The sequence below is a fragment of the Rugosimonospora africana genome, assembly GCF_016862975.1.
GTDB lineage: Bacteria > Actinomycetota > Actinomycetes > Mycobacteriales > Micromonosporaceae > Rugosimonospora > Rugosimonospora africana.
Map to the genome: position 1 here is coordinate 97,662 of NZ_BONZ01000075.1, position 25,675 is coordinate 123,336.

General features: G+C 67.3%; 24 protein-coding genes and 1 pseudogene. 14 read left to right on the forward strand and 11 right to left on the reverse strand.

The annotated features are described in order from the left end of the window. The first annotated feature begins 39 nt into the window (after nucleotides 1-39). A complete protein-coding gene (locus tag Raf01_RS35480; RefSeq protein WP_203922473.1) occupies nucleotides 40-903 on the forward strand; it encodes a tetratricopeptide repeat protein in 864 nt (287 codons plus the stop codon). Between the two features lie 484 nt (nucleotides 904-1,387). Here Raf01_RS35480 and Raf01_RS35485 read toward each other — a convergent pair whose 3' ends face one another. Continuing rightward, entirely contained in the window at nucleotides 1,388-1,927 is a 540-nt protein-coding gene (locus Raf01_RS35485; RefSeq protein WP_203922474.1) for a hypothetical protein, read from the reverse strand. 148 nt (nucleotides 1,928-2,075) lie between these two features. On the opposite strand from Raf01_RS35485, the gene Raf01_RS35490 reads away from it, so the two are divergent. Further along, a complete protein-coding gene (locus Raf01_RS35490; RefSeq protein ID WP_203922475.1) occupies nucleotides 2,076-3,734 on the forward strand; it encodes a hypothetical protein in 1,659 nt (552 codons plus the stop codon). A gap of 244 nt (nucleotides 3,735-3,978) precedes the next feature. Here the strand turns inward: Raf01_RS35490 and Raf01_RS35495 are convergent, their stop codons facing one another. Continuing rightward, nucleotides 3,979-5,172, reverse strand: a complete 1,194-nt coding sequence (locus Raf01_RS35495; protein ID WP_203922476.1) for a Clp protease N-terminal domain-containing protein — start codon at nucleotides 5,170-5,172, stop codon at nucleotides 3,979-3,981. 23 nt (nucleotides 5,173-5,195) lie between these two features. Beyond that, entirely contained in the window at nucleotides 5,196-5,387 is a 192-nt protein-coding gene (locus tag Raf01_RS35500) for a hypothetical protein (protein WP_203922477.1), read from the reverse strand. 80 nt (nucleotides 5,388-5,467) lie between these two features. On the opposite strand from Raf01_RS35500, the gene Raf01_RS35505 reads away from it, so the two are divergent. Together Raf01_RS35505 and Raf01_RS35510 are read left to right on the forward strand one after the other, a co-directional pair. Then, entirely contained in the window at nucleotides 5,468-5,752 is a 285-nt protein-coding gene (locus Raf01_RS35505; RefSeq protein WP_203922478.1) for a DUF6959 family protein, read from the forward strand. A 616-nt stretch (nucleotides 5,753-6,368) separates the two neighbouring features. Beyond that, nucleotides 6,369-6,854: a hypothetical protein gene (locus tag Raf01_RS35510; RefSeq protein WP_203922479.1), complete on the forward strand. Its 486-nt coding sequence runs from the start codon at nucleotides 6,369-6,371 to the stop codon at nucleotides 6,852-6,854. A gap of 148 nt (nucleotides 6,855-7,002) precedes the next feature. Here Raf01_RS35510 and Raf01_RS35515 read toward each other — a convergent pair whose 3' ends face one another. After that, on the reverse strand, nucleotides 7,003-8,292 hold the full coding sequence (locus Raf01_RS35515; protein ID WP_203922480.1) for a hypothetical protein: 1,290 nt from the start codon (nucleotides 8,290-8,292) through the stop codon (nucleotides 7,003-7,005). A gap of 515 nt (nucleotides 8,293-8,807) precedes the next feature. Between Raf01_RS35515 and Raf01_RS35520 the strand changes: the two genes are divergently transcribed. The 4 genes from Raf01_RS35520 to Raf01_RS35535 all read left to right on the forward strand — a co-directional run bounded on the left by Raf01_RS35520 (nucleotide 8,808) and on the right by Raf01_RS35535 (nucleotide 14,095). Next, nucleotides 8,808-9,611 carry an SIR2 family NAD-dependent protein deacylase gene (locus Raf01_RS35520; RefSeq protein WP_203922481.1) on the forward strand — a complete coding sequence of 268 codons (804 nt, stop codon included), beginning with the start codon at nucleotides 8,808-8,810 and terminating at the stop codon, nucleotides 9,609-9,611. Continuing rightward, on the forward strand, nucleotides 9,608-11,218 hold the full coding sequence (locus tag Raf01_RS35525) for a HEAT repeat domain-containing protein (RefSeq protein ID WP_239134226.1): 1,611 nt from the start codon (nucleotides 9,608-9,610) through the stop codon (nucleotides 11,216-11,218). Before Raf01_RS35520 ends, Raf01_RS35525 begins: the two co-directional genes overlap by 4 nt. A 641-nt stretch (nucleotides 11,219-11,859) precedes the next feature. Next, entirely contained in the window at nucleotides 11,860-12,327 is a 468-nt protein-coding gene (locus Raf01_RS35530) for a hypothetical protein (RefSeq protein ID WP_203922482.1), read from the forward strand. A 1,195-nt stretch (nucleotides 12,328-13,522) separates the two neighbouring features. Next, nucleotides 13,523-14,095, forward strand: coding sequence for a GNAT family N-acetyltransferase (locus Raf01_RS35535; RefSeq protein WP_203922511.1), 573 nt, complete (start codon nucleotides 13,523-13,525; stop codon nucleotides 14,093-14,095). 128 nt (nucleotides 14,096-14,223) lie between these two features. On the opposite strand, the gene Raf01_RS35540 is transcribed toward Raf01_RS35535, so the two are convergent. Further along, nucleotides 14,224-14,523, reverse strand: coding sequence for a hypothetical protein (locus tag Raf01_RS35540; protein WP_203922483.1), 300 nt, complete (start codon nucleotides 14,521-14,523; stop codon nucleotides 14,224-14,226). On the opposite strand from Raf01_RS35540, the gene Raf01_RS35545 reads away from it, so the two are divergent. Beyond that, nucleotides 14,510-14,839, forward strand: a complete 330-nt coding sequence (locus tag Raf01_RS35545) for a hypothetical protein (RefSeq protein WP_203922484.1) — start codon at nucleotides 14,510-14,512, stop codon at nucleotides 14,837-14,839. The genes Raf01_RS35540 and Raf01_RS35545 overlap by 14 nt on opposite strands. A gap of 146 nt (nucleotides 14,840-14,985) precedes the next feature. On the opposite strand, the gene Raf01_RS35550 is transcribed toward Raf01_RS35545, so the two are convergent. After that, nucleotides 14,986-15,168, reverse strand: coding sequence for a hypothetical protein (locus Raf01_RS35550; RefSeq protein ID WP_203922485.1), 183 nt, complete (start codon nucleotides 15,166-15,168; stop codon nucleotides 14,986-14,988). Between the two features lie 378 nt (nucleotides 15,169-15,546). Between Raf01_RS35550 and Raf01_RS35555 the strand changes: the two genes are divergently transcribed. Beyond that, nucleotides 15,547-16,020 carry a hypothetical protein gene (locus Raf01_RS35555; protein WP_203922486.1) on the forward strand — a complete coding sequence of 158 codons (474 nt, stop codon included), beginning with the start codon at nucleotides 15,547-15,549 and terminating at the stop codon, nucleotides 16,018-16,020. Between the two features lie 428 nt (nucleotides 16,021-16,448). On the opposite strand, the pseudogene Raf01_RS35560 reads toward Raf01_RS35555, so the two are convergent. Together Raf01_RS35560 and Raf01_RS35565 are read right to left on the reverse strand one after the other, a co-directional pair. Beyond that, nucleotides 16,449-16,844, reverse strand: a pseudogene (locus Raf01_RS35560) (ISL3 family transposase); the annotation flags it as partial. Nucleotides 16,845-16,954: 110 nt separating this feature from the next. Continuing rightward, on the reverse strand, nucleotides 16,955-17,839 hold the full coding sequence (locus Raf01_RS35565; RefSeq protein WP_203922487.1) for an NAD(P)H-binding protein: 885 nt from the start codon (nucleotides 17,837-17,839) through the stop codon (nucleotides 16,955-16,957). Between the two features lie 97 nt (nucleotides 17,840-17,936). On the opposite strand from Raf01_RS35565, the gene Raf01_RS35570 reads away from it, so the two are divergent. Next, nucleotides 17,937-18,722, forward strand: a complete 786-nt coding sequence (locus Raf01_RS35570) for a helix-turn-helix domain-containing protein (protein ID WP_203922488.1) — start codon at nucleotides 17,937-17,939, stop codon at nucleotides 18,720-18,722. A 491-nt stretch (nucleotides 18,723-19,213) separates the two neighbouring features. Here Raf01_RS35570 and Raf01_RS35575 read toward each other — a convergent pair whose 3' ends face one another. Next, on the reverse strand, nucleotides 19,214-19,573 hold the full coding sequence (locus Raf01_RS35575) for a hypothetical protein (protein WP_203922489.1): 360 nt from the start codon (nucleotides 19,571-19,573) through the stop codon (nucleotides 19,214-19,216). Nucleotides 19,574-19,692: 119 nt separating this feature from the next. On the opposite strand from Raf01_RS35575, the gene Raf01_RS35580 reads away from it, so the two are divergent. The 3 genes from Raf01_RS35580 (at nucleotide 19,693) to Raf01_RS35590 (ending at nucleotide 23,795) form a co-directional block, all read left to right on the forward strand. Then, on the forward strand, nucleotides 19,693-21,663 hold the full coding sequence (locus Raf01_RS35580; protein ID WP_203922490.1) for a hypothetical protein: 1,971 nt from the start codon (nucleotides 19,693-19,695) through the stop codon (nucleotides 21,661-21,663). Between the two features lie 498 nt (nucleotides 21,664-22,161). Next, nucleotides 22,162-23,319 carry an IS256 family transposase gene (locus Raf01_RS35585; RefSeq protein ID WP_203922491.1) on the forward strand — a complete coding sequence of 386 codons (1,158 nt, stop codon included), beginning with the start codon at nucleotides 22,162-22,164 and terminating at the stop codon, nucleotides 23,317-23,319. After that, nucleotides 23,316-23,795, forward strand: a complete 480-nt coding sequence (locus Raf01_RS35590) for a hypothetical protein (RefSeq protein WP_203922492.1) — start codon at nucleotides 23,316-23,318, stop codon at nucleotides 23,793-23,795. The genes Raf01_RS35585 and Raf01_RS35590 overlap by 4 nt, the downstream gene beginning before the upstream one ends. Nucleotides 23,796-23,936: 141 nt before the next feature. Here the strand turns inward: Raf01_RS35590 and Raf01_RS50045 are convergent, their stop codons facing one another. Continuing rightward, the gene (locus Raf01_RS50045; RefSeq protein ID WP_239134227.1) at nucleotides 23,937-24,461 is read right to left on the reverse strand and encodes a hypothetical protein; all 525 of its coding nucleotides are present in this window, start codon (nucleotides 24,459-24,461) and stop codon (nucleotides 23,937-23,939) included. After that, entirely contained in the window at nucleotides 24,458-25,324 is an 867-nt protein-coding gene (locus Raf01_RS35600; protein WP_203922493.1) for a hypothetical protein, read from the reverse strand. Before Raf01_RS35600 ends, Raf01_RS50045 begins: the two co-directional genes overlap by 4 nt. Between the last annotated feature and the right edge of the window lie 351 nt (nucleotides 25,325-25,675).

Below are 25,675 nucleotides of genomic sequence, written 5' to 3' on the forward strand. Positions count from 1 at the left end.
CGGTATGCTGCCGCACTGATTGCGGGATGGGGAAGTGCGATGCCAACTCGGGTGATGCCGCGCCAAGAGCGCATCGACGGATTTCTGTCAAGCGGCCGATCCGCGGCTCAGGCCGGTGACTGGGCAGCGGCCAGTCTGGCGTGGATCGAGGCGGCCAAACTCGGCAGCGTCGAGGGCGCGAACCTCGTCAGCCGGGTCGCCGCGCCACAGCTCAAGCGCTCTGCGGACGCAGGCGACGTCGAAGCGCAGGCCGCGCTCGCGGGCATCGTGATGGACTACTACGACGAATCGGCCCTGCCGCGCGCTGTCCAATACGCGACGCAAGCGGCCGCATCGGGAAACGCGCACGCCCAGAGAACATTGGGATTCATGTACGAACGGGGACTCGGGGTCGAGCAGAATCTGCAGCGTGCCGTCGAACTTTGGCGCCAGGCGTCGCACGGAGGCGACGGGTACGCAGCGTTCAACCTGGCGGGCCTGCATATCCGTGGTGATGTCCCGCTGGCGAACGAGGACGAATGCCTGCAGCTTCTGACCGTCGCCGCGCGGCGCGGCGTTCTGGAGGCCGGAGCTGTGCTCGGCGATCGCCTCGGAGCTGTTGACCGTGACGAGGAAGCGCTGACCTGGATTCTGTGGGCCGCCGAGCGCGGGTACGTCGACGCGATGTTCGCTGCGGGATGCTGGTATCGGGACGGCATCGGCACCTTGCGCAACGAGGTCCAAGCGATGCGCTGGTACTTCACGATGCTCGACCACGGAAGTGGCGACGGCGTGCACGAGGCGATCCAACTGGCCAAGGCCGGGATGACCGACGAACAGATTCGTGAAGCCGCACGGCTGGCAGGCCGGGAAGCCGACGGTGAGGTCACGATTCAGACCCTGGATGCTCTTCGGCACCCATAGAGCCTGCGCGCAACACGATCTCCGGCAGAGCCAGTGAGCGCCGACGCCTGAAACATGGGGCTGCGCACTGCGTCGTGCATCCGACCTTGAGAGACCAGCGCACCGTCGCGCCCGACGACGATGCACTGGCCAGCGCTGACCGCAGTCGCCGTGGGCGCATGATGCCGCTGATCACCGTTACTGGCGTGACTGCGATCACCGCCGCCGGCCGTCGCCACTGTACGTAATGTGCTGGCTGGCCGTCCTCGGGGAATCCAAACTGGCCGCTGACAGCCGGCCCGCACGCCGAGTGGCGGCGCCGTTCGCGTATTGGACATCGCCATGGACGCCGGTATCAGCGATCGAAGAAGTCCGCGCAGTAGTTCTCGTCCAGCACAGCCAGCGGTTGGGCCGCCCACTGCCGCCGGTGCACGCGAGTACGCCTACGGCGCGCTACCCGCCGGCGCGGTCGGTTTCCTCCTCAAAGACGCAGGGCCCGTCCTACTCATCGAAGCCATCCGCGCCGCCAACGCTGGACACGCCCCGCATTGGCATCAGCGGTATTGCGGGAGGCCGCGATGTCGGCCAGGGCACAGATCCGGCCGTTCTCCCGCGCGGTGCACCAGATGAGGCCGACTTCGGCGGTCGGTAGACCGTCGAGGGGAACGACGACGACGTCCGAGCGCTCGAAATGCCGCGCCACCCACGCGACCGTTACATGCACGGCCTGCTTGTGTGCCACCAGGGCGACGATCTCCTGGATGGTGACGCCCGCCATCGGACGCAGCCGGAGCGGTCGGCCGTCCGGAGTGTGGGAGGGAAACCATGGCCGGGTGTCGGCCGAGTTCCGGAAGCTCGGCGGGTCGAGGACCTCGTAGTCGGCCAGCTCGGTGAAGGACACGCGGTGCCGGTGCGCCAGCTCATCGAGGTCGGTCAGGCGAAGCGTAAGGCCACGCTGGCGGCTCACCGGGACGGGACGCTGTTCAAAGCCATCAATGCACGCCCCTCCGCAATGCGGGGCGGCATCTCCGAGCATGTCCAACATCCCCGCGCGCCTTTGGACGGCGAAGGGCCGCCGGTTGGTTGATCAGACTTGGCCTGTTGTTCATGCGCGGGTCGCCGCGAGCCGAGTCGCCGGTGATCTCATTCCTACGGGCCACACAGCCCGACATCGTGTAGGAACAAGAGGTACCATGATCAACCGTTCGAAGCGCGCGCGGCGCCGGGGTACGCGCCGCACGATTCTGGCAACCGCGTCGATAGCCCTCGGCGCATCCCTCACCGCCGCCGCGACCGGCGGTACCGCTCAAGCCGCCGGGAAGACCCCGGTCATCCCGGGCGACCTGCTGCTCAGCCGGGTCCACTACACCGGTACCACCGACCTGATCACGCCCGGCGTCACCGTGTTGCCGACCGGCAGCGTCGCGATCGCCGACGGCAGCTTCGCGCACGTCTGGGACAACGTGTCGGTCGACTCGAACTTCGGGGTCACCGCGCCGATCTACCTTGACCAGCTCACCCCAGGCGGCGCGTTGGTCGACTCGATCGCCGCGCCGGACGGCACACCCGCCGCGTCAAGCCGCGGCCACGATCTGCTGATGGGCAGCTTCTCCTCCAAGTCGGAGCTGGCCCTGAACCTGTCGACCGGCGGTTCCGCGGTCACCTTCATGGGATACGTCGCACCGGCCAACACCCTCGACGCGTCCAACGGCAACACCCCGGGCGTCTTCGACCCGACCAACCCGGACGGCCAGTCGGTCTACCGCGCGGTCGCCCAACTCGACGCGAACGGCAAGTTTTCGGTCACCCAGACCAACGCCTACAGCGGCGACAACGGGCGGGCGGCGATCCTCGACGAGGGCACCGGCCTGTACTACACGGCCGGCAACTCGAACAACGGCGAAGGTACCGATGTGCCAGGGCTGATCTTCGGCACCGGCGCGCAGATGGTCAGGCCGGCGAACACGCCCGAGCAGGCGCAGCTGACCGGCCAGCCGACCCCGGTCGGTGGCTTCAGCGTCACGCAGCTGCCCGCCAACACCAAGGCGGACAAGCTCGGCAAGGACACCAACTTCAGCGGGGTCACCGTCCACGACAACGTGCTGTACTACGACAAAGGCAGCGGCAGCAACGGCATCGACACCCTCTACTTCGTCGACACCACCGGTAACGCCTGCCCACACGGTGTCGGCCTGCCGGCCCCCGGTGCCCCCCTTCCCGCTGAACCGGACTCCTACAACCCGTCCACCGGCGAGCCGGCGTACAACATGTGCGTGCTTGCCGGATTCCCGAACGCGCTGGCGAAGAGCGTCAAGACCCCGGAGACGGGTCCCGCCACCAACAGCACCGCCTTCGGCGGCATGTGGTTCGCCAACCCGACCACCCTGTACGTCGCCGACGCCGGCAACGGCACCGACACCTACAGCAACGGCAGCTACACGGCGGCCGCAGCCCAGAACCTCGCCGGGATCCAGAAGTGGTCACTGGTCAACGGGACCTGGACCTACGACTACACCCTCAACGCCGGGCTCGGCCTCGGCGTGCCCTACACCGTGGCAGGGCTGCCCACCGGCACGAACAGCATCACCGGCCGGCCGTGGACACCCGCCGTCGACGGCGTGCGCAACCTCACCGGAAAGACCAACGCCGACGGCACCGTGACCCTCTACGCGGTCACCTCGACAGTCGGCGGCGTGTCCGACTACGGCGCCGACCCGAACAAGCTGGTCAGCATCACCGACCCGGCCACCGCAACCGCACTGCCCACCGGCGAACAGTTCACCACCCTGCGCACGGCCGCCCCCGGCGACGTGTTCCGGGGCCTCGCGTTCGCACCCGGCTCCACCCGCTGATCGCCGTGGCGGGCGTTCCTCCGGGGACGCCCGCCACGACTAGCCGCAGACATCACGACCGAGATAGGTCTACGAAGCTCTCCGCCTACGCGGATACCCCGATCCGTATTGATTGCGACGGCCCTCATCGCTTGGGTTCCATCGAGGCTTCCGCTCTTCGTCATGGAGCGTGTGCGCAGCGAAGTTGGCCGTCGTAGACGGCGACCTGACACTCGGCTCCGGACGTTGCGGCGTGCGCTGTTGGTCACCCCCGCTGTATGGACAGTTGAGCGGTGACTGCGTCAGGATTGATACCAAGTGTGCGCAAAAGTCGGGCGGCTTGGTCATCGCCGTCACCGAGAATAGCTGCCAGCAGGCGTGTCGTGCCGGTGAAGGGGTCGCCCGCCCTCCGCGCGGATGCGCTGGCCGAACGCAGCCCACGCATCGCGCCCGGGTCCAACGGTGGTGCCGGCCGACTGGTTCTCGGGGCGGTAGGCCAGCCTTTCGTCGGTACCGCTGCCAGGTCTACAACACCTTGCCGTGCGGCTGGTGAATCGGCCGCGGCGACGGTAGCGGCGAGCAGAGTGACCCCGTGCTCACGCAGTACCTGACCCGCGGTGTTATGACGCGCGACCGATTCAGGCAAAACCGCACCCGCAGCGTGAAGTTGCTCGTGCAGGTCCAGAATGCTCAGCAGCACCTCGACAGTTCCGGTGTGAGCGTGGCCCAGGCGGACCGCCTGTTTGGCCGCGTCGCCCTCGATCAAGAGCGGGATAGGGTGGCCGTAGCGGGCGCCGTAGCGACGAAACGGACGGCGCACCGCGAAATACATGCCGGTCGCGACAGCTGCCCTCCAGGGCAGATCCAGCGTGGCGGACGTCTTCGACGGCAGGACACGCAGCACCTTAAGCACCTGCGGTGCCCAGTTCGGTGGACTGTCACCGGCGCGGTACCGGGACGACTGCCGGTCCAGCAGTTGCCCGCCGTGACCGACCACCCACATCCGCCCGGCGAGCTCGGCGGCGGCGCTGCCCGGCTCGGCGAATATCGCGGCGAGCAGATGACGGATCCCGGCGTGCACCCCGTCGCGGCGACTCGCCTCGTGGACGGCCTCGTAGACCGCGTGACGGACCAAGGGCGAGAACACGGCCACGCCCGGACCGCCATCGTAAGCCGCTTCCCGCAGCACGCCCTCGGCGAACAATTCCACCTGCCGGTCGAATCCGGCGAACAACCGCGAGCGCTGCCCCAATGGGTCGCCGTCGACCAGTCCAGGCTCCTGCCGCCAGGCATGTGACGCAGGCAGGGGGAACTGGCCCAGCTCAGGTACCCGCACCGCGCCCTGTCGCAGCACCAACGCCGAACTGACCACGCCCTGCCCGCCGCGCACCGCTCGCCGATAGGCCCGCGCCAACGTCCCGACGAGGCCGGCACCTGGCCGCACACCCACCACGTCCACACCATTGAGTGTCGCCCTCAAAGTCAACTACTCCGCAACTTTCCGGGCAACACCCAGGCCCGGCACAACAGTCGGAGCCGCGCCAACACCCGCGCATCGTCATCGGTAACCACGATCGCCTGCTCCACGTCCGTCAGGTCGATACCGACGACCGCGTTGCCGGCCGGCACCAACGCCCGCAGCCCGGGCAAATGCTCCTTCGCGGTTACAGTCACCTCACGACCGGCCGTACACTCGCTCGCTCGCTCGCTCGCCTGAGCATCGGATAGGCGGTAGACACGCTTATGATCATGTTGTGGTATGGGTTGAGGTCGAGCTGCTAACTCAGCAGCACAGCAACGCCGTGCTGCGGCTTCCAGCACGACGGTTCCCTGGCGTGTTGGTTCAGGGCGACAGTCTGCAGGTACTGACCGAGGATCTCGAGCGAGCGCAACGGGCGTTGCAGCGCGGCGAAGTCGCTGATGCCCAGGACGAGTTGGATTCCCTCGTGGCGAGCCTGCGAGAGCTGCGCGATACGTACGTGGCGGTACTCGACGCGGCCGGAGTGCCATTGCCGTTCAACCGGCCCAGCGCCGGATAGGCAGTCCGGCCCCCCAGCCTCGCCGGGTCCCATCCCAATACCCCAGGTCCACTCCCGTCGACGCTCGAAAGCCAGACCTGGGGTGCGGGACCCAGGCGGTCGTGCGACGGCGTGGTCACCGACCTACGCGGACGGACCACACGAGTATCCGACAGTCAGGTGGTACTCGAACTGGTCCTTGCTGCCCGTCCGGCCGAACCGGCCAACCAATCAGACCCGCCTCGCTGTGACCATGCCTTCTAGGATCCGCAGCACCGGGTTACGTGGATCGGAGCGCTTCTCCAAACAGGAAGAGGTCAAAATCCTGCTCCCAGTTTGCCCCCACCCGTAACCAGCAACGACTCCACCACACCTTTCACCAACCTCGATCAACAGGCACGTGACCTCGGCCGATACGAAGCCGTCCAGCGCCGTTCGCGGACGTTGAGCGCAGTTGTGTCAGCGAACGCCCGCCGAGCCCGTGACCAGCACCAACACGAGGCGTCCCAGGTGAGGGCCGACCCTTCACGGCCGATGCGAGCCGTTCGCGACCGTTCAGCGCCGTTGCGAGCGACCCCGTGCTCCCAATCTGCTCCCCCGCAATGACCGGGCGTGACCTGGGTAGTCTCCAGCGTTGATGAGACGATCCCTCGGTAATCGGGCCACGTTCGCCGTGGAGGTGGCCGATACCGAGCCGCACGCACTCCGCACGGTCGACGTGTGGGCGGCCGGCAAACGGCTGACCATTGCCGACAACTCGGCTTTCGTGCCGTCCTTCTCCCGAGCCATGCGGTCGAGCGCGGCACAGGCACGCCGACACGATGTCAAACCCTGCCCCCTTCCGGGCCGCTCGCCAGAGGAGATTTTCCGACTGCTGCACGCAGACCATACAGAGTTCCGGGAGCAGTTCTGGTTCATGCAGTGGGGCGAGACCATCGACAACGTCGCGACATACGCCTACCTTGACAACAACGATCTGGTGATCGTCTTCGCGTTCTGGCGGGAGGATCATCCCTTCCCGGAAGACCTGGGCAAAGTCTTCGTCGCCAGGATCCCGCCGGACGAGTTCGCGGTCATCGCCGAGCAAGCAGCCGACCTGCTAGAGGCCGAGTGCGTCGAATAATACGGCGAGGTCAGTGTGGCCAGATTCCAAGCTGGTCGGGTCACCACGGCTGCAGGCATCGGCTTCGACAGACCGGCGGCCGGGCAACGGGTCCGGGCCCTTCGCTGGGCCCGGACCCGTTCGTCAGGAGCTCAACCCGTGGCTGTTGTTAGCCGAGGTTCTGTGGGGCCTTCGCGCTGATTTTCGCGGGCGCCGTTAGCGAAAGGTTCGACACGACGTATGCGGTCGCCACGCCGGCTGGTGTGACGGTCCAGAGGTCGGGGGTTCCGTCACCGGTGAAGTCCACCGCCTCCACGGTCGAGTACGTGGCGCCGGTGTTCCAGCTCTGAGCGATCTCGTACTGCTGGTAGGTGATCGAGCCGGTGCCGTCACCGTTGTCGGTGAAGCGCACTCCCTCCCAGAGGTACAGTGCCCCGGTCGTGCGGTTCCACAGGTAGATGGCTGTACCGGACCGTACCTGCGTGCTGAACAGCTGCCAGTTCTCCCAGTCCGTCCCGCCGGTCGGGGTCAGGTTGGGGGTCATCTCTGAGGAGGTGGGCAGCGGAAAGTTGATCTGGATTGGGTAGTAGGCGAGGTGGTAGCCGTTGCTGGGGTTGCCACTGATGCCGATGAAGTCCGGTGTGGCGTTGGTGAAGCCCGACGACTTGTACGCGTTCGCCAGATCGATCGGGCTGTTGCCGTCCCAGTCGCTGAAATAGTCGAGGCCGGCGTCGATGCCGTCGATGTCGGTTAGAGGGGAGCCATCGCCGCTGCCGGGCAGGATCATTCCGGCGCCCGCCTTTGGGCCGTCGACGAAGTAGATCATTACGTCCTGGAGGTTGTCGTCCAGAAAGTTGCCGGTGATGATCTTCGCGCCGTCGAAGTACGAGGGATCGCCGCCCGCGGTTTTCCCCGTGATGTTCACGGCCGGCGTGCGTACCCGGCCCGTGGCGTACCCGGCGGGCCTCCCAGCGGCGAGCCAGAGCCCGGAGCCCAGGCCGGATGGGTCGCCGACGGTGACGATGTCCGGAACACCGTCACCGTCGGAGTCCTTCTCTGCGGCGGGGGTGGCCCCGTCGGCGAAGTAGTAGTTGAACGTCGCGAGCCCGGCGGTTCCGTCGGCGCCGATGCCCTCGACGTACATGCCGTTGAGGTGAGTGGTGAAGGTCAGGTAGACGATGGCGGAGCCTGTCTTGTCCGCCTTGATGGTTTTGTGCTTCCCGCCGTTGATCCAGTACTCGTACTTGACGGGGAGGTCTCCCCGGCCGTCGCTGGAGAATGTCACAGGGGCGGTGGGAACCCCGATCTTCGCCTGATGCTCGTACAGCAGTCCGCTGACCACGACGCCCGATACTTGATCCGGCGCCGCGACCGCGGCCCCCGCGGACCCGAGAACCAGCAGTCCCGAGAGTGGCGCCGCAAGCATTGCTACCGCCGCGCTCTGACGTCTTAGTGCCATCCTGACTCCTCCAGTTTGGTGTGAGATGGAGGCTAGACGATCATGCCGACACTTCGGTTCCGTGGAGGTCGGCGGCCCGGAGGGCATGGTTCTCGTCGGGGCGGGTAGCCGGCGGGGATGAGGGTAGTGGTAATCGCACAGGCGCGACGGGCGTGCCCCGGTTCGCGCAGCGCCGCCAACCGAACCGGGCCAACAAGGCGCCTCGAGTCGGCGACCGCCGCACCGGACCGTCCACAATGCACCATCCGTCGCACTTGCCGCGAAGCGCGGATCGCGCCACATCGAGTGAGTCCGGACAGACTGCCGCAACGCCTTCGAGCTTGCCTGACGCCCCGGACAGCAGACGCTGACCGCTGAAGGGTTCGCCTCGAACGCGAAGTGCTGGGGTCCCATGTCCCGGAACCGACACGAGCCACCCAGGTCCGCGCCTATCCACCATCCCGGGGGCCGTGGGTGCGGTAGCCCGCGGCAAATTGCGTAGCTCGGGCGGATCAGGGACCCGTACCGTCTTCCCCATGCCGAAGCAGGTTCCCGTCTGGATGCGTGACGTGACGCGGATCGCGGTGCTGTCCGGTGCCGGCATCTCCACCGGCTCGGGCATCCCCGACTACCGGGGACCGGACGGAGTGTGGACCCGGGACCCCGCGGCCGCCGCCGCATTCACCCTCGACACCTACCTGCGCGACCCGGACGTCCGCGCCAGGTTCTGGCGTACCTACGTCGACCACCCGGCCTGGCAAGCCCAGCCCAACGCCGCCCACCAGGCACTGGCCCGACTCGACGAGTCCGGAATCGCGGTGCGGGTACTGACGCAGAACATCGACGGGCTGCACCAACGCGCCGGCCTGGCCGACCGCAAAGTACTGGAACTTCACGGCACCATGTGGACCACCACCTGCACACGATGCCGCAGCACGGTTCCGACCACGGCGATACGGGCCCGCGTCGCCACCGGAGAGCACGACCCCCACTGCACCGGGTGCGGCGGTCCCCTCAAGCTCGATACTGTCCTGTTCGGACAGAACCTCAACCCCGACATCATGCGTCAGGCCGTCGCGATCGTCTCCAACACCCCACTACTGCTCGCCATCGGCTCCTCGCTACTCGTCGAGCCGGCCGCGCAACTGTGCCGGGTCGCGGTCGAACGGGGTGCACACCTGGTCGTCATCAACCGCGACCCCACCCCGTACGACCACCTAGCGATCGAGGTGATCCGCACCGACATTACCCACGCGGTCACCGACCTCGTCGACCAACTCATCGCCGCCGGCGCTCGGGTGCGTGGGGCCGACGACACGCGGCGGAAGATGCCGGCATGAGGTGGTTGCGGACCGGCCGTGGACCGACACCGCCAGCCGCCGGCCCGGTTGACGTCGCCGGGTTGACGGCGGCGGTCGCGTCAGCGGGCGGCGATTGGGACGCATGCGAGCAGCTCATCGACATGCTGGCGCGGACCGACGCCGACGGTGACATGAAAGCGAACCGATCCGGGCTGAGCGCCCTCGGAGCGTCGCCGCGCGCTGTCGTCCGCATCGACCAGCACATCCGGTACGTGCCGCGGGGGCTGGAACACCACTCGCCCGCGCTCACCACGATGGCCGCCAACGTCACGGCTGGCACCGCCAGCCCAATCGCAATTGCTTTGGGCAGCATGCACGGCGACGGATATGTGCGTGAGGCGGCCGTCGATGCGATCCTGCGCGAACCGGATCCGCTGCTGGTGCCGTTCCTGGTGCTACGGACCGCCGACTGGGTCAAGGGGGTACGAGACCGTGCCCGCGCCGGACTGGTTCTGCTACTCGCCGATGACCCAGCAACCTACCTACCGGCCGTGCTGGACGCGGTGCCGCTGGTCGCGGACCGGCTTCGCGGCGGCTTCGTCCACGACCAGATCGTCGCCACGCTGCTGTCGGCAACTGCACCGATGCGCTCCAAGCTGCCTCAGGCAGGTGGACCGGCGGGTCGCCGCCTGGTGATCGACGTCGGCCTGGCCCGCGGCTGGTGGACCACCGACCAACTCGTGCAGACCGCCCTACACGACCCGGATGTGCGCAGCCGCAGCCGGGCCGCCGAGGCAGCCGTCAAGGACGCCGTCTGGACCCGCCGCCGCGCGACTGTGGACCGGCTGGCCGGCGTCCGCCACCCCGAGGTCCGCGCGGTCGCGGTCACCGGTCTGGTCCGACTCGGCCATCACACGGCGGTGCTGCGGTTCCTGGACGACCCCGCGCCGCTGATCCGAGCCATCGCCCGCGACGCGGCACGCCAGACCGGCACCGACGCCCTGCACCACTACCGCGACGCCCTGACGACCGACACATTCACCCCCGGCACGATCGCCGGACTGGCCGAAACCGGCACCCCGATCGACGCAGACCTGCTACGGCCGTTGCTGCACCACAATCTGCCCCGGACAAGGACCGCCGCGGTTCGCGGCTTCGCCGCCCTGGACCCCTCCAGAGTTCGCGAACTTATCAGCATGCTCGACGACCCATCCCCGGCCGTCATCCGCGAAGCCACGCTGGCGCTTCGCCCCATCGCCAGCAGCCTGCCACCCGACCTGGGATGGACCCTGCTCACCGATTCAAAGCGAGCCGAGCGACGACGCGCCGGCTACCGCCTCCTCAGTCTGGGCGACGCCTACCGACAGCTGCGCGCCTCCCTGATCGCCGCAGTCGATACCGATGCGCGCCTGGCCCGGCGCGCCGCCGCCGACGCCACCAGCATCGTCCGCGACGCCACTGGCACGACATGGCGCCGCCGGCCCCGCCCACACTTACAGGTGTCACCCGACCAGCTCACCGAGCTCCACCAACTCGCCAACACCGCAGCGGCCGCCCTCACCGACGAGACCGCGCAGCAACTGCACCACTGGCTCGACAGCCACGACCCGGGCAGCCCCCACCCGATCATTGCGCCGGATGCTTGACCTCGACCAAGCCGCCCGCCTCATCGAGATGCAACCCACCTGTACCGGTCGCGGCCTGGTCCTCGACCCGCTCACGTCGCAGCTGGACTCTCTCGTCGTGTCGGCACCCGAAGCCGCGCGAAGCGTGCTCCGGAAGCTGACCAGCAAGCAGCGGGTCCGGATTTGCGGGGGAGTCCGGCCCGGCTCGTTGGACGGCCCGAATGCCGCTGCGAAGACGGCGCTTCGGGCTTTGGCTTGCCGTTAGCTGGCGCTGCATGCCGAGATCGACAACCTCTACGAACATTCGGGGACCCTGGCGAGCGCTGCCGCGCCACAGCTGCTCGCCCTTCCCGGCGTTGACGTGGACACCGCCGGGCAGTTGCTGGTCACCACGGACGACATCCTGACCGTCTGCGCTCGGAGGCGGCGCTCGCCCGGTTGTGCGTTTCGCCCTGATCCCGGTCTCCTCCGCCGCACCGACCGCCACCGGCTGCACCGCGGTGGGGACCGGCTGGCCCCCTGCGCCAGCCTATGCACTTCGTCCGCGGTGTCCCTATCGTTCTTGTCAAGCGGAGTGGTTGATGGGGTTCACCATTGGGTGGTCGAGGATGGTGACTCGGCCTTCCAGGCCGCGTTTCGCCCTACTGAGACTGGGGATTCTCGTGGCGCTGGAGTACAGGATCGCGATCCGACTCGCGGAGTCGTGGCTGCCGGCACCCAGGAGCCGGAGCATCGACAACGACTCGCTCGCCGTCTGCCGTCGGGTCGCCAACGGCCAGCCGGTCAACCTCAAAGATGCGCTAGCCGCCACCAGCGCGGCCAGCTCGGCGTGGTTCTGGACCGCGGTTGCCTGCCTGGTCGCCGCGATCGTGGTCGAGATCCCGCTGTCGTTCATCGCCAACGGCCACTTGTGGAACCTGGCCCCGTCGCTCGCGCTTCTGGTGGGTGCCGCCATCGGTTTCCTGGAGTTCACCGCGATGACCACCCGGGCGCGGTATTTCCGGTGGCGGCAACTGCGGTCGGGGGCGAAGCGAGCGGTCCTGTCCGGCCGTTTCGACTTCTGGATCGCGTTGGTGGCCGGTGTGCTGATCGGCGGGTCGCTTTCTTTGGTCGGGCTCGCGAACGCCTGAGCGCCCCGCAGCCGGGTCGCTTCCGATCAGGTCACGGGCAGCGGAATGAGCAGTACCCAGGCCGCCCAACTGCCCGCGCCGGCGTTCATCGTGTGGCCGTTCAGAACGCCCCGGGCGCCACCTGGAACCCCGTCAGCCCGATCCCGCCGCGCCCTGACAACCTGGTCCCGATCATCCAGCACGTACCCAACGCGGTACCTGCGGTACCGTTGCATTAAGCGTCGGCAAGATCGAGGCAGGCTTGAGCAGTGAAGCCATCGATCCGCTCTCGCCCGTGGTTGCCTCCGATATCGGCGTTCGCCGGGCTCCGGTTCGCCCGTAAGGATCCGAGACAGTCGACCGCGAGCGTCGAGGAGTTCTTGAGTCCGGCGTGGGCAGATGATCAATTCGTAGCGGTATCGGGATCGCTCGACCGACACTGACCCGCGTCGCACAGATACCGGCGTCGACAGATGGCCGCCCGTGGCCGCAACGTGACTGCATCACCACCGACCCTCAGGTTTCCAACGGGCAGCGCGTAGTCGGACGGCTGCCGCCGATCACGCTGGCCTGCAGTGTCACGCTCACTGCATCGAGTATGTAGCCGGCACAGGCACGGCAGTCGCAACCTCCGCCCATCACGACTGGGGCGCCAGCGCCGCCGCAGGCTCTGTCGACGATCTTGTGATCACGGAAAGGGCTGAGCGTGTCGTGGAGCAGTCCGTAACGAGCATCGATACGGCGTTCCGTGCGCCGAGGGCCTACGGTGCCACGGTCAACTGCAGACCGCTTCTCCAAACAGGAAGAGGTCAAAAACCTGCTCCCAGTTTGCTCCCACCCGTAACCTGCGACGACTCCACCGCACCTTTCACCAACCTCGATCAACAGGCACCTGACCTCGAACGATACGAAGCAGTTCAGCGCCGTTCGCGGACGTTGAGCGCAGTTGTGTCAGCGAACGTCCGCTAAGCTCCGTGACCAGGACAAACGCGAGGCACGCCAGGTCAGGCGCGACCGTTGGCCGCCGATGTCACCCGTTCACGGCAGTTCGACGCCGTTCCGAGCGACCCTGTGCTCCCAATCTGCTCCCCAACAGACGACCACCGACCCCGCCAGGGTTGTCCACCCGGCCGCCGGGACGTAGGGCCAGAGGCCCTACCCGCCCGAGGCAAAGCTCCTGCGCTAACCGCCGTAGCGCCACGTCCTACAGTAGATGCTGCCGCTACTCACCACCCCAGCCGTGCCGACCGGAACGATGGCGGCGATGCCCCAGCCCGAGATCGACGCGAACGGCCTGCTAATACGGCCGTGGCGGCCGTCGGATCGGTCGGCCGTCGTCGCGGCATTCGCCGACCCTGCCATTCAGCGCTGGCACTGCCGATCCATGACCGACGAAGAGGCCGCCGGCTGGATTAGCTCCTGGCCGAGGCGGTGGCGCGATGAAACCGATGCGGCGTGGGCCGTGCTCGACGCGGCCACCGTCGTCGGGCAGATCGGTCTACGACGCGTCGATCTCGCCGAGGGCGTGGCCTCGGTGTCGTACTGGGTGCTACCAGACGCGCGTGGTCGCCGCATCGCCCCCCGAGCGCTGGGCACCCTGGCCACGTGGTCCTTCCGGACGTTGGGACTGCACCGCCTCCAATTGAGCCACTCGACAGCGAACAGGGCGTCTTGCCGGGTCGCACAGCACGCCGGGTTCGTCCCCGAGGGCACGAAGCGTGGGGAGGCTCGCCACGCCGACGGCTGGCATGACATGCACCTTCACGCCCGCCTCAGCACCGACAACTGAGCGAGGACCGAGCCGAGCCCAACGTCTGCCACAGCGGGTAGATGCTGGGCTTCGTGGTGCCCGTGGTCGGCTGGCACTGTCCGGGGTCGGTGCTGATGGCGCTAGAACCAGTTTCGAGAAGAGCGCCATCAGTGCGCCGGGAGCGAAGCGGGAAGGCCCCCCGTGCCACGGAACCGTGCCAGCCGGCGCTTGCCGCCCGGGGTGGGGGTCATGGCTTGGGGCCTGTCGTTGCTGCCGGTCAAACAGACGCGACCAGGGTGGGCAGGTCGCGGTGGCAGCGGATCAGAGACATGAGCAGGATCAGCCAGTGCGTTGGCCGATGGCAGGTCGGCCATTGCGGCGAGCGCCGGTAGGAAGACCTGATAGGCGGTTGAGAAGAACACGGTGGCCACGCCGATGACCAGGGCGACGACGATGAAATACACCATCGTTAACTGCCCAGGCTCGCCGCGATGGGCGCACCGACTCGCCTGCGCCAAATGCTCCTTCTACCTGCCCAAACAATCCAACGCCGGCCAGCTCTTGGCCGTCAAAGACGGGATCGATCGAGTGCTCGAGCAGCTCGACCTCACCGACGACGAACGCGACGCACTCGAAGGCGACCGAGAGGCCCTGACGGCCCTCGCCAACCGACTCGCCGACGTCGCGACTCCGTCCGGCCCGACACCGAACGAACTCGGCAACGGCACGGCCTTCATTCCGGTCACCGCCCTGCGCGCGAGCCTCAGGGAGGGGGCTCCGTGACGAGACCGCGACCCACAGAAACTTGGGCGCCCCGTGCAGCCGAACAAGGCGAACTGCACGGGGCGTCTTCGTTGCCGTTCAACCAAAACTCGGCCGAATGCACGTGCACTCTGCTGAATCCGACGACCGCTACCTATAGAAGCGATTCACCGGACACGTTCGGCGAGCCTCAGCTCAGTCAGGTAGCGCTTGACGACTTGGCCCCCGTAGTTGACGTCTATGAGCCGCGCGATGGAGTCCAGCAATGCGCCCTGCTGCGCGTCCGGCAAGGCACGGTGGCCGGAGTAGGTCAACAGCAGATCCAGGTAGTCCGCTGTCGAGTACGGCAACTCCCACTCGTATCCGTAGAAGCTCGCAGGCCCGAACCGCTCCGACGAGGTCAGCTCCCGATCGTCCTCCGGAATGTCTTGAGCACCCTCAAGACGCAGGCCCGGTGAGGTCGACGGATCGAAGCGCTCGTAAAGCTTCTGAATCTCAACGAAGAACGCCTCGGTCCAGTGCCGCCGGCGATGTGGTGGGTCCCCACGGTGGCCAGCAGACCACCGAGACGCAAGGCGTCAGCAGACTTCGACACCCGCACGGCCGGATCGATCCACGTTTTTGACCACGGGTACAGATGTAACGATTCGCCCACTGGAGTCCGGTTCCCTTACCAACTATGATCCCGGCTCAAGAAGCAGGAACTTCCACAAGGAGTGTGCTCATACATGAAGATCCGCGCCGGATCCACGATCAGACGGACGCTTGTCGCATCGGCTGCTGCGGCGGCCGCAACCGTGATGCTGAGCGCCACACCGGCTCTGGCTGACGACAACAACGACGCCTTCACTGTCGTGACGACCGAGGGCTACAACTGCGGGACCGCCACCTTCATCGACTACGGCAGCGGGGACGGCACGCACCCGGTCAGCGACGACTGGGTCTGGATCAACGACAATTGCCTCGAAGGCAAGGGCACCAAGGTGTCGGCGGCGCTGACCCCGGCCGGCGCGCACACCACCGAGCCGCTGGGCTCGAAGTACATCCCGGACGGCGCATGGTCGCAGGCATGGGACCCGTTCCCGAACGGGGACGTCAAGGCCGGCGACACCGTCATTCTCACGGTCTGCACCGCCACGTCGGCCACCGACCTGCACCCGATCAACTGCGACACCGATCGCCGTACGAGCACCGACGGCTGAGGCGAACGGCTGCTACGGCGACGCGGGCTGCTGCCGTACGCCTTGACGTAATACGTTGGTCGAGGTCGTCCCCCGTACACGGCCGGGATGACCTCGACGTCAAGGCCATATCGCTCCCAGGGGTGGATCAACGAAGAGAGGCATCCTCCGAGCAGGATGTCTCGGTCTCCTGACGGGCCCAGCCAATGGCCATCCCCGTCAGTCTGCTCGAATTCACAGACCAGCGGCGCCACCAAATGGGGCGGCGTTGACGCGGTACCGGACTCTTCACGGCTACAGCAGTTGAAGGTTTCTCGCAGCCTCACGTAGTCACTGCTATCGCTCACCCAGTGAGAGTACGGGTGCCGCTCCTACGGCAGGCACTCAATTGTCAGATGTCCTCACCGAAGGCAAGCGGGTCCTCATCGATGACGAGCATCGGTTCGACGAGCGTCGTTGGCGGTGTTCCACGCGACACCGAGTCCTTCGGCCACGCGGGCGACGGTCAGGTGCTGTACCACTATGGCTTCCAGTGCCCACCGCAGCCCGCGGCGCGACAACTTGGCCCGAGGCTCGGCCGCCGCGCTGGTGTCCTGGCGCCACACATGCCCACAGCCGGTGCACCGATAGCGGCGCACGACGACCTCCAACGTCGTCGGACGCCAGCCGACCGGCTCGTGCGCCAACCGGCGGACCACGGTGTCGCGCGGGCTTCCTTCGCAGCCGCAGCGCCGGCACCACTGGTCGGGTTCGACGACCCGGCACGAGAGCACAGCCCGGTCGGGCTCGAGCCGCTGGCCTATGACGAAGAGGCCGAGCTCATCGAGTCGGCAGAAGGCGGTCAGATCAGGGCAGGCGAAACCGCAGGCGGAGTAGCGTCGTGCACGTCGAGGTCTTCCGGATGGCCGCGTAGGAACCTGGGTTCGGGCATGTACGCACAACACGACTAGAGCCCCTATCTCGCCGTTCGCCTGGGCTCCTGCGGATCGAGCAATACGCCACGGTGATCCAGGGCCCAAGTGCGAAAGGAACGAGCTGGGCGGCCCAGAACTCGTTGGACATCGTCGGTCACGACGGCGTTGCCACCGTCGCGGACCAGTTGGGATCCGCGGACAGCGACGTCGACCACTGAGGGATCCAGCCCGCTGGCGAGCATCTGTTCCCGCGCCGCATCGAGCGGGACGTCGACGGTACTGATTGGTCGGCCAAGCACCTCGGACAGTTGAGCGACCTGGTCGTTAACGCTGACCAAGTCAGGCCCCGTCAGCGTGAGAGCCAGACCGTCAAGTTCGGCGCCAACGAGGGCCTCCACCGCCACCTCGGCCACGTCGCGAGGGTCGACAACACCCTGCGTGCCGGTCCCGGTCAGGTTCGGCACCGGGTAGCCAGCTCTGATCGCGTCCGCCCAGCGCAGCGCATTGGAAGCGAACGCAGACGGTCGCAGCGCCGTCCAGGCCAACCCGCTGTCGGCCAGGGCTTGTTCTCCTGGCGCGTGCCAGCCCGCCGGTGTGGTGCCGTCGTTGGCCGGCGTGCGGCCTCCAACTGCCGACAGTTTCACCACTTTGTGCACCCCGCAAGCGCGGGCGGCATTGATCATCGCCAGGTCGTGCTCGGGAACCGATGCCCCTGGCGCGGTGAGCAGGAAGACCTTGTCCACACCGGCCACGGCGTCACGCAGTGTTTCCGGAACCTCGAAATCCGCCCTGACCACCTCCACATCCTCGACTGATGACAAACGGCTGGCGTCGCGGGTCATAGCCCGCAGCGGCATGCCCCGACCGGCCAGCAGTCGAAGGACTTCCCGACCGATAGTGCCGGTGGCACCAGTAACCAAGATCATGCCGACACCCTGCCAGCGCCCGCACACGGGCTTCTAGGAAATTCCGGCACTCCCGGACCGCGACATCGGCAAGACCGGGCGCGGATAGCCTGACGGTATGAACACGAATCGACAACTGCCGGTCCCCGACGCTCTACTGCGCTGGGTAGACCGCATTGACTTCGCCTCCTACCGCGCGGACGACGACGCCTCGTGCCCACTGGCCCACATACCCGACGCGGCCACCTCCCTCGTGTGGCGGACCATCGCCGACGGCTCCAGCGCCCTGCTCGTGGTGGGCCCACGCACCCGCGCCGCCTACTACGACAGCAAGGACGTCCCGGCGTGCGCGCGGTTCCAGCTCGCACCAGGCGCCGCCCGAGTGCTCCTCGGCACATCCGTCGACGAGCTCACCGATCGTGTCATGTCACTCAACGAACTCTGGGGACCGCCTGGCGTCCAGCTCGCCGACCAACTCACCGGGCTCGCTTCCGAGCCGAGACCCGCCGTGAAACACATAGAAGCGGCTCTGACGGCGCGAGCCCGCGCTGCGCGGCCCCAGGACAGCACGACAGCGAACCTGGTCCGCCGGGCGTCAGTCGAGCTGTCGCCGAAGCGCGGCCACCCTCATACAAGAATCCGCGAACTGGCACGACACCTGGGCATCAGCGAACGGCACCTACGCAATGCCTTCATCACGACCGTGGGCATCCCGCCGAAGCAGTTCGCCCGGCTCACCCGGATCCGAACGATCCTCCCCAGGCTGCGTCGCGAACCCTGGGCCCGTCTCGCCAACGACGCCGGCTACTACGACCAGTCACACATGACCGCCCACTTCCACGAGGTCATGCACGTGACGCCAACCGCATTCGCCGCCGGACGACTGCCCACTGTCCCCTGCTAAGCCACCCAACCCGCGCTGGCCGCTACACCCTCAACTGCGAAGCGCCTGCACTGACATCGGCACGAGCGCGCATGAGCTCGTAGGTTAGGCGGCCCCGAGCGGCGCGCGGAGCGTGACGATCGCCGAAGATCCGCAGCGCACGACCGACGGCAGAAGCGGATGCCTCGAGGGCCGCCCATACTCAGATCGTGACCAAACGGAGCGGTGGCTTTCCCGTCTTGATCATCGACGGAGCTTTGTTCTCCGATTTCGATGGTTTCGCCCCTGAGTTTTCGAAGCTGCTTTATCACTACACATGGCGCGGAAACCTGTCGTACTCCGCTTGATGCGTTACACCGTGGCCCCACTTGACGGGTTACAGGTGCGCGGGTCGACCGGCCACGGGCTGTCATGGGCGCGATCGGATGGGGGAAGGCGCGGTATCCGCTTCTGCCGATGGAGCAGATGTACGCTCCACGCCACCGGTGATCGTCGGGATAGTAGGAGCCGGGCTACAGCCACCTGATTCCGGCTTTGGTGATGTTCACTGCCAGTACCTCAACTCGCGTCGTACTGCGCGACCAAATCTCGGGACGTCGGCTCTCGGCCGCCAGGCGGCCGCTACCCACGAGAACACCCTCCTCCCATGGGGAGGGCCAGTTGGCGAAGCAGCGCACCTCGACCAGGCCATACCCCACCAACGAGACCAGCGCGGGTCCGAGGAGCTCAGCTAGCTGATCCTTTGTCGGTGGTTCGCCGGCCAGGAAGCCACGGAAGTCCTCGGAGATCTCCCACAGCGGCCGTGCCGAATTCTGGTCCAACGGATCCAGCACCAAGCATTCGGCGTAAGTCAACCCGTCAATCTCAGCCATCGGCCCGACCCCTTCCAACGTTGCGCCTGCCCCGAAGCTCCCACACCGATCCCGTCTGGGCGTTCACCCGAAAACGGAGCACCCTCTCATGGCCCATGAGGGGCACCAGAATCAAAGCCATGCCTGTCGTCCGCAGTGGTTTAGTATGCGTCGTGAGCGAGCTGCTGGACGGGGTTTCCGAGATCGATTGGTCGACGCTCGACCACGCGTACGGCTCGGCGGAGAAGGTGCCGCACTGGCTGGCGGCGATGACGGACCCGGCGACCAGCGCCGACGCTCTCAGCGACTTGGATATGGCGGTCTATCACCAGGGCGGAGCGGTGTACTCCGCAGGCGCCGCGGTGGTCCCGTTTCTGATCCGTTTCGTCCGAGACCCGGCGGTTCCCGACCGGCCAGACATCCTGAAGTTAGTGCGCCGCTTCGCCGCGCTGCACAACGAGATGGCCGAGCCGTGGAAGTCCAGGCCGCACGCCCAGGCCTGCCGGGCGACTTTACTCGCGGCTGTCGACAGCCTTTTCGGCTTGCTTGACGAGCCGGATCCGGCCATCCGGCGCGGCGCGGTGGAGATCCTGGTCGAGCTGGGTGAGCGGGCCGACGACCTTGTCGACGCGCTGATGCGCCGGCTTCCTGGTGAGGCGGACCCCGAGGTCGCGGCGGACTACGTTCTCGCGTTGGGCACCGTAGGCGCGGCCGGCGCCCTCACACCTGCCACACGGGCAGCTGTGGCAGCGTGGCTGTCCGAGCATGCCCCGCCGCCGGGCGATCCGGGGCGGTTCACCTTCCTGGTCTCCATCCGCCGGCTCGGTCCCGACGCCGTCATGGTCGACCACCTTCTCGCGGCGTACGCCAACGCGATGCCGCAACGCACTGTCGGCTGGCTGGGCCGTGAGCTCGGCGCCGACCGGACGGCCCGAATCGCACTGGCCCGGATCGGGATCGGGCAAGCACTCCACACACAGCGTCAGCGGCCACTCGCCGAGGTCGGAGCGGCGATGATGAGGTGGCGCTCGGCCACGAGCGTGCTTGCCGCCGATGTGGCGGCCACTCTCGACGGGCCGCCCGCTATCCAGCCGGCCGTTGTGCATCTGCTCGCCGCGGCGGGAGACGCCGGCCGCGGCTGGTCGGACAGTGTCGCCACGCGGATCGGTCGACCCGGTCGTCTGGGAGCCTTGGCGGCATGGGCGTTGGCACGGTGGGGCGACCGCCGGGCAATCCCGGTCGTCGAGCGGTCGCTGCGCCGCGATCCAGAGATCTTCGACATCGGTTCAGCCCATTACACCGACGAGTTTTACTGGCTGGATCAGGATCCTGCCATCGCCGATGTCTGCCTGTCTCTGGCCGCGTACGCGGACGAACTCGTGCCCGCGATCCGGTGGCGACTGCGTGACGATCCGGCCACGCCGACGGCGTATCAACTCACGCGGGTGCTGAGCGCGTTCGGGGCGGCGGCCCTGCCGGCACTACCCGAATTGACAGCGATGCTGGACACGCAGCACCCCGCACTGGCCTGCAAGGTCTTGGCCGGACTGGGTCCGGCCGCCGCAGCGGCTCGGCTAGAACTGACGCGGCTGGCGGCGTCTGACGAACCCGGTGCCAGCAGCGCTGCCTGGGCGCTGTTTCAGATAGCCGGCGACCCCGAGCCGTTCCTCGCCTGCGAGGAGGTACTCACCGCGGAACGCTTCACCGCGGTGACCGCACGCATGCTGGGCGACCTCGGCCCGCTCGGCATGCGCTACCTGCCACGTGTCGAGCGGCGGCTGAAGGAGCACCAGCCACAGTTCTGGCGCTCCTGGAAGGGTGTCGAGCTGGGCTTCGCCCACTACCAGATTACCGGTGACCCGGCACTGTGCCTGGAGGTCTTCGATGCGGCCCTCGACCCGCTGCGGCACGGCCGTCAACTGCCGGTCAGCCGGCAGGCGCTGCGCTATATCGCCAGGCTCGGGTCGGCCGCCGCCAGGTTCACGCCGCTCCTGCGCGGCGCCGTCGAGCAGGATGAACGTCTGCTCTACAGCGGAGGATGGCGCGGCATCACCGAGGACGAGGAAGCACACACCCTGGCCAACCAGGCGCTGGCCGCGATTACCCCCTGACACCAGCGAAAAGAACGCACCGCGACGCTGCGTCCGGCGGTCTGCCATCTCGTACGCCTGGTTGGCTGGAGCCAGGCTGTGACTGGTTTCATCCAGTGTCGCACTGACACAGCTCTGCCCATCAGGACTTGGCACCAGCGTCGCCGCAGGCTCTGTTGGCGATCTTGGGAGCGGAAGGTTGAGCGTGTCGCGTAGCAGTTCATGATGAGCGTCGACATGTCCGTGCGCCGAGGGCTCCGGCGCCACGGTCAACTGCAGACCGCTTCTCCAAACAGGAAGAGGTCAAAAACCTGCTCCCAGTTTGCTCCCACCCGTAACCTGCGACGACTCCACCGCACCTTTCACCAACCTCGATCAACAGGCTCGAAACCTGTGGGTGAGCGTTTGGGGGGCGTACCCTCCCGACAAAAGCCCATGCCTGGAATCGAGTAAGGCCCGCGCGCCAACGCGGGTCGGGAAGGTACGCCCGTGCTCACGGTAGTCAACCCCGAGTAGCCGATGCCAGCTGACCCACCAGCGGGCGCTGGACCGGCCGATTCGGTGATCGATGAGATCGTCCGCGAGGGTGCGAGGCGGATGCTCGCCGCCGCTCTGGAGGCCGAGGTCGCCGCCTACATCGCCACCTACGCCGATCAGCTCGACGAGCACGGTCATCGGCTCGTGGTGCGCAACGGGCACGCGCAGCCGAGGCAGGTGCTCACCGCCGCGGGCGCGGTGCAGGTGGTGGCGCCGCGGGTCAACGACAAGCGCGTCGCCGATTCCACCGGCACCCGTCGCCGGTTTACCTCGACGATCCTGCCGGCCTGGTGCCGTGAGTCGCCGATTGTCCGGCTGACTACCCAGTGGCAGGACGAGGCCGGGTCCTTCGGCCAGCGAAGCTTGTCCACAGTGGACTACGTGTATGTGTGGGCCGACGGCATCCACGTCAACATTCGCCTGAACGAGGAGAAGCTGTGCCTGCTGGTGCTCATCGGCGTGCGCTCCGACGGCACCAAGGAACTCATCGCCCTGACCGACGGTTACCGGGAGTCGACCGGCTCGTGGGCCGACCTGCTACGCGACTGCGCCCGGCGCGGCATGCGCGGCCCGGTCCTGGCCGTGGGCGACGGTGCGCTGGGCTTCTGGGCCGCGCTGCGCGAGGTCTTCCCAACCACCCGTGTGCAGCGTTGCTGGTTCCACAAGATCGCCAACGTGCTGTCGGCGCTGCCGAAGTCCGCGCATCCCGGAGCGAAAAAGGCCCTGGCCGAGATCTGGAACGCTGAGGACCGTGAGCACGCGCGCCGGGCCGCCGCCGTGTTCAAGCTCGCCTACGGCGCTAAGTTCGGCAAAGCCGTCGCGAAGATCATCGACGACCTGGACGAACTGCTCGCGTTCTACGACTTCCCCGCAGACCACTGGATCCATCTACGCACCACGAACCCCATCGAATCTACCTTCGCGACCGTACGCAACCGCAGCAGGGTCACCAAGGGTCCGGGCTCGAAAGCCGCCGGCATCGCGATGGCGTTCAAGCTCATCGAGGCCGCGCAGGACCGCTGGCGTGCCGTCAACGCGCCCCATCTCGTCGCCCTCGTAGGCGCCGGCGCCACCTTCGAACGCGGCAGACTCGTCGAACGTGGGCAGCAAGCCGCCCAGGACGAGGTGGTCGCGGCATGAAGACTACCTATCTGCCGGTGGCCACGCCCGGTGAGGTGTGGGCGCAGCTCACGGCGTTACGGGCCAGGACCATCGTCTTCGACGTCGAACCTCTGGTGGCCTTCTGGGACACCACTCAGAGCGCGCTAGAGGACGGGATCGCGACCGTCCTCGCCTCCGCGGTCGACGCGGGCCCCGACTCGGTGGTGTTCGCGACCAACTCGGCACGCAGGCCGCCAACGTCGCCGACCGTCGGCTGGGCCACGGTTGGCTACTTGGCCTCGGCGCGAAAGCCGTTGCGGGTGGCCGCCTTCCACGACCTACCCCGCCCTGGCGTCGTCGTCGGCGATCAGGTCGCCACCGACGGTGTCCTGGCCTGGCGTCTTCGCTATGCCTTCATGCACTACACGCCTCAACTGCCCAACGTTCCGTTCGGCCCACGCCTCATGCGCCACGTCGGACGACCCATCCGGCCGCTACTGTTCGGCAACGCTTGAAAGATCCAACCACAGGTATTGACAATTGCTCGTCGAAGACCTGGCCATAACACTAGAAGGCGCTAGAGAGGTCTACAGGTCGAGGCGAGCCAGGACGGTGGTGTCAACGGGCTCCGACCTTGCCCGTTGACATGGCCGAGGTCAGCCGGGGCCAACGTGCCCGCAGGTCTTCCCTTGCTGATAGCCGCCGGGAACGCCCGTGCCGACCACGGTCCAGAACCGCTCTGAGTCGGGGAAGTGGCCGCCGAGGGTGTACCAGGACAAGCCGGGGTGTTCCGAACGAAGCGCGGCCAGGCCAGCGCGGGCCAGGCCATGACGCTGGTACCGCGGCAGCGTGTAGGGCTGCTCGACCCAGCCGATCCGGCAGTCGGCGCAGGTCTGGTAGTCCACCGCGAGCACGAATTCATCCTCAAAGCGGCGGAGATTGGCTGCGCGGGTGCGCCATCCAGCGCGCTCCGGGCAGGTGGTGTCCTGCCAGGGGTTGTCCAGAGTCGGCACGACTGGCCGGCCACGACGGAAACGCCACCGACCACGGGTCAGCCAGACAATCAGGTTCCGCCGCGGCTCACGCTCGGACACCCGGCCCACGTCATCGGTCCGCGCGATGAGCTGTCGCACCGCTGCGATCTGCTGCTCGTCGAGCGTGTCCGGGCTGTCCTCGTTCACCGGTTGCTGTCTTGATCTCCGGGCCAGACCCAGTAGGCGACCAGGGTCCGGCGTACGCCGGCGTCGAGCATCGCCTGACTGCGATGCCGTCCATTGACATAAATGGACCCGTTGACGTCGCGGTCGATCTGGATGGGATCGCGCAGCAGGCTCTCGGCGGCAGTACGGGTCCACGAGTCGAAGGTCTGGGCGCGAATGATCGCCTGCGGCGCGGACACCTGTCCGTCGGGACTGGCGTCGAAATGCTCCAGCGGCCCTGGGGCAATCTGGGAAAGTGCCCGGATGGCGACGGCGGAAGCGGCCCGCCAGTCGCCCTTGTGGTACCAGCAGCAATCCCTTCCGTGGCGACGAGGCGCGAGCTGCCGCCCCAGACGCCGCCGCAGTGGCGTACCGGTCGGCATGCAGCGCGGCTCGCCGTGCAAGTCCGGACGCGGCAACACGATCACCGCGGTCACTCTGAATTGCAGCTTCCCTTCTTCGAGCGGCTCGCGCTGAACGTAGCCGGCGCCGCGGTCCGGGTCGATCGGCCCTCCGACCAGCTCCGCCAGCTCGGCTGGGCTCAGCCTAGGTCCCCACCGCACTGGGCGTTCGACCCTGTACGGTCCAGCGGCGATGAGGCGATACTGCTGGAAGCCCAAGTCCTTTTCCCCGAGCAGCTGGTGGGCAATGAACAGTGGCGGTTCGGCCTCGTCAGGGCACAGCCGTCGCCAGATCTCCTCGACGTAGCACTCGGCGCGGTTCTGCAGGCTACCGCCCTCCCCGCCGGTCTGAGTCACCACCGCGACGGGTCGCAGCCCCGCGCCGGTGAACAGCTGAACTCGCATCGTGCCGTATCTCGTGCCGAACATGTGCTCGTCGACCACGCGGGTACGCAACCGCCCGTGCTTTGCCGCCGCAGCCCCGCCTCCCGCCCGGCCAGCTCCGGCCTCTGGTCCTTCCATGCCTATCACCGTAAGCCCATGCCCGCTTCTAGCGTTGTGTCACCGACTCGGCTCGGTGTAGCCCGGCGGCACGTGGGCACGTCCGGGCGACTCCCGGATCCGGTCACACAGCGCGGCAGCGGCTGGTCGGGTGGTAACTCGACCAGCCACCCGTTTGTTCGATCGGCGCGTTACCTGGGCGGCGCTAGGACGCCGCGCCGGCTTGTCGGCGTGCTGCCAGAGCGACGGGCGTTCGATGACGTGATACCAGGTCAGCCGCTTGAAGATCTCGAC

Excerpts from the sequence above, each read along its gene's own strand:
- Raf01_RS35480 (WP_203922473.1), top strand. The coding sequence starts at position 40 with ATGCCAACTCGGGTGATGCCGCGCCAAGAGCGCATCGACGGATTTCTG.
- Raf01_RS35485 (WP_203922474.1), bottom strand. The coding sequence starts at position 1,927 with ATGTTGGACATGCTCGGAGATGCCGCCCCGCATTGCGGAGGGGCGTGC.
- Raf01_RS35490 (WP_203922475.1), top strand. The coding sequence starts at position 2,076 with ATGATCAACCGTTCGAAGCGCGCGCGGCGCCGGGGTACGCGCCGCACG.
- Raf01_RS35510 (WP_203922479.1), top strand. The coding sequence starts at position 6,369 with ATGAGACGATCCCTCGGTAATCGGGCCACGTTCGCCGTGGAGGTGGCC.
- Raf01_RS35515 (WP_203922480.1), bottom strand. The coding sequence starts at position 8,292 with ATGGCACTAAGACGTCAGAGCGCGGCGGTAGCAATGCTTGCGGCGCCA.
- Raf01_RS35520 (WP_203922481.1), top strand. The coding sequence starts at position 8,808 with ATGCCGAAGCAGGTTCCCGTCTGGATGCGTGACGTGACGCGGATCGCG.
- Raf01_RS35525 (WP_239134226.1), top strand. The coding sequence starts at position 9,608 with ATGAGGTGGTTGCGGACCGGCCGTGGACCGACACCGCCAGCCGCCGGC.
- Raf01_RS35545 (WP_203922484.1), top strand. The coding sequence starts at position 14,510 with ATGAAATACACCATCGTTAACTGCCCAGGCTCGCCGCGATGGGCGCAC.
- Raf01_RS35540 (WP_203922483.1), bottom strand. The coding sequence starts at position 14,523 with ATGGTGTATTTCATCGTCGTCGCCCTGGTCATCGGCGTGGCCACCGTG.
- Raf01_RS35555 (WP_203922486.1), top strand. The coding sequence starts at position 15,547 with ATGAAGATCCGCGCCGGATCCACGATCAGACGGACGCTTGTCGCATCG.
- Raf01_RS35565 (WP_203922487.1), bottom strand. The coding sequence starts at position 17,839 with ATGATCTTGGTTACTGGTGCCACCGGCACTATCGGTCGGGAAGTCCTT.
- Raf01_RS35570 (WP_203922488.1), top strand. The coding sequence starts at position 17,937 with ATGAACACGAATCGACAACTGCCGGTCCCCGACGCTCTACTGCGCTGG.
- Raf01_RS35575 (WP_203922489.1), bottom strand. The coding sequence starts at position 19,573 with ATGGCTGAGATTGACGGGTTGACTTACGCCGAATGCTTGGTGCTGGAT.
- Raf01_RS35580 (WP_203922490.1), top strand. The coding sequence starts at position 19,693 with ATGCCTGTCGTCCGCAGTGGTTTAGTATGCGTCGTGAGCGAGCTGCTG.
- Raf01_RS35585 (WP_203922491.1), top strand. The coding sequence starts at position 22,162 with ATGCCAGCTGACCCACCAGCGGGCGCTGGACCGGCCGATTCGGTGATC.
- Raf01_RS35590 (WP_203922492.1), top strand. The coding sequence starts at position 23,316 with ATGAAGACTACCTATCTGCCGGTGGCCACGCCCGGTGAGGTGTGGGCG.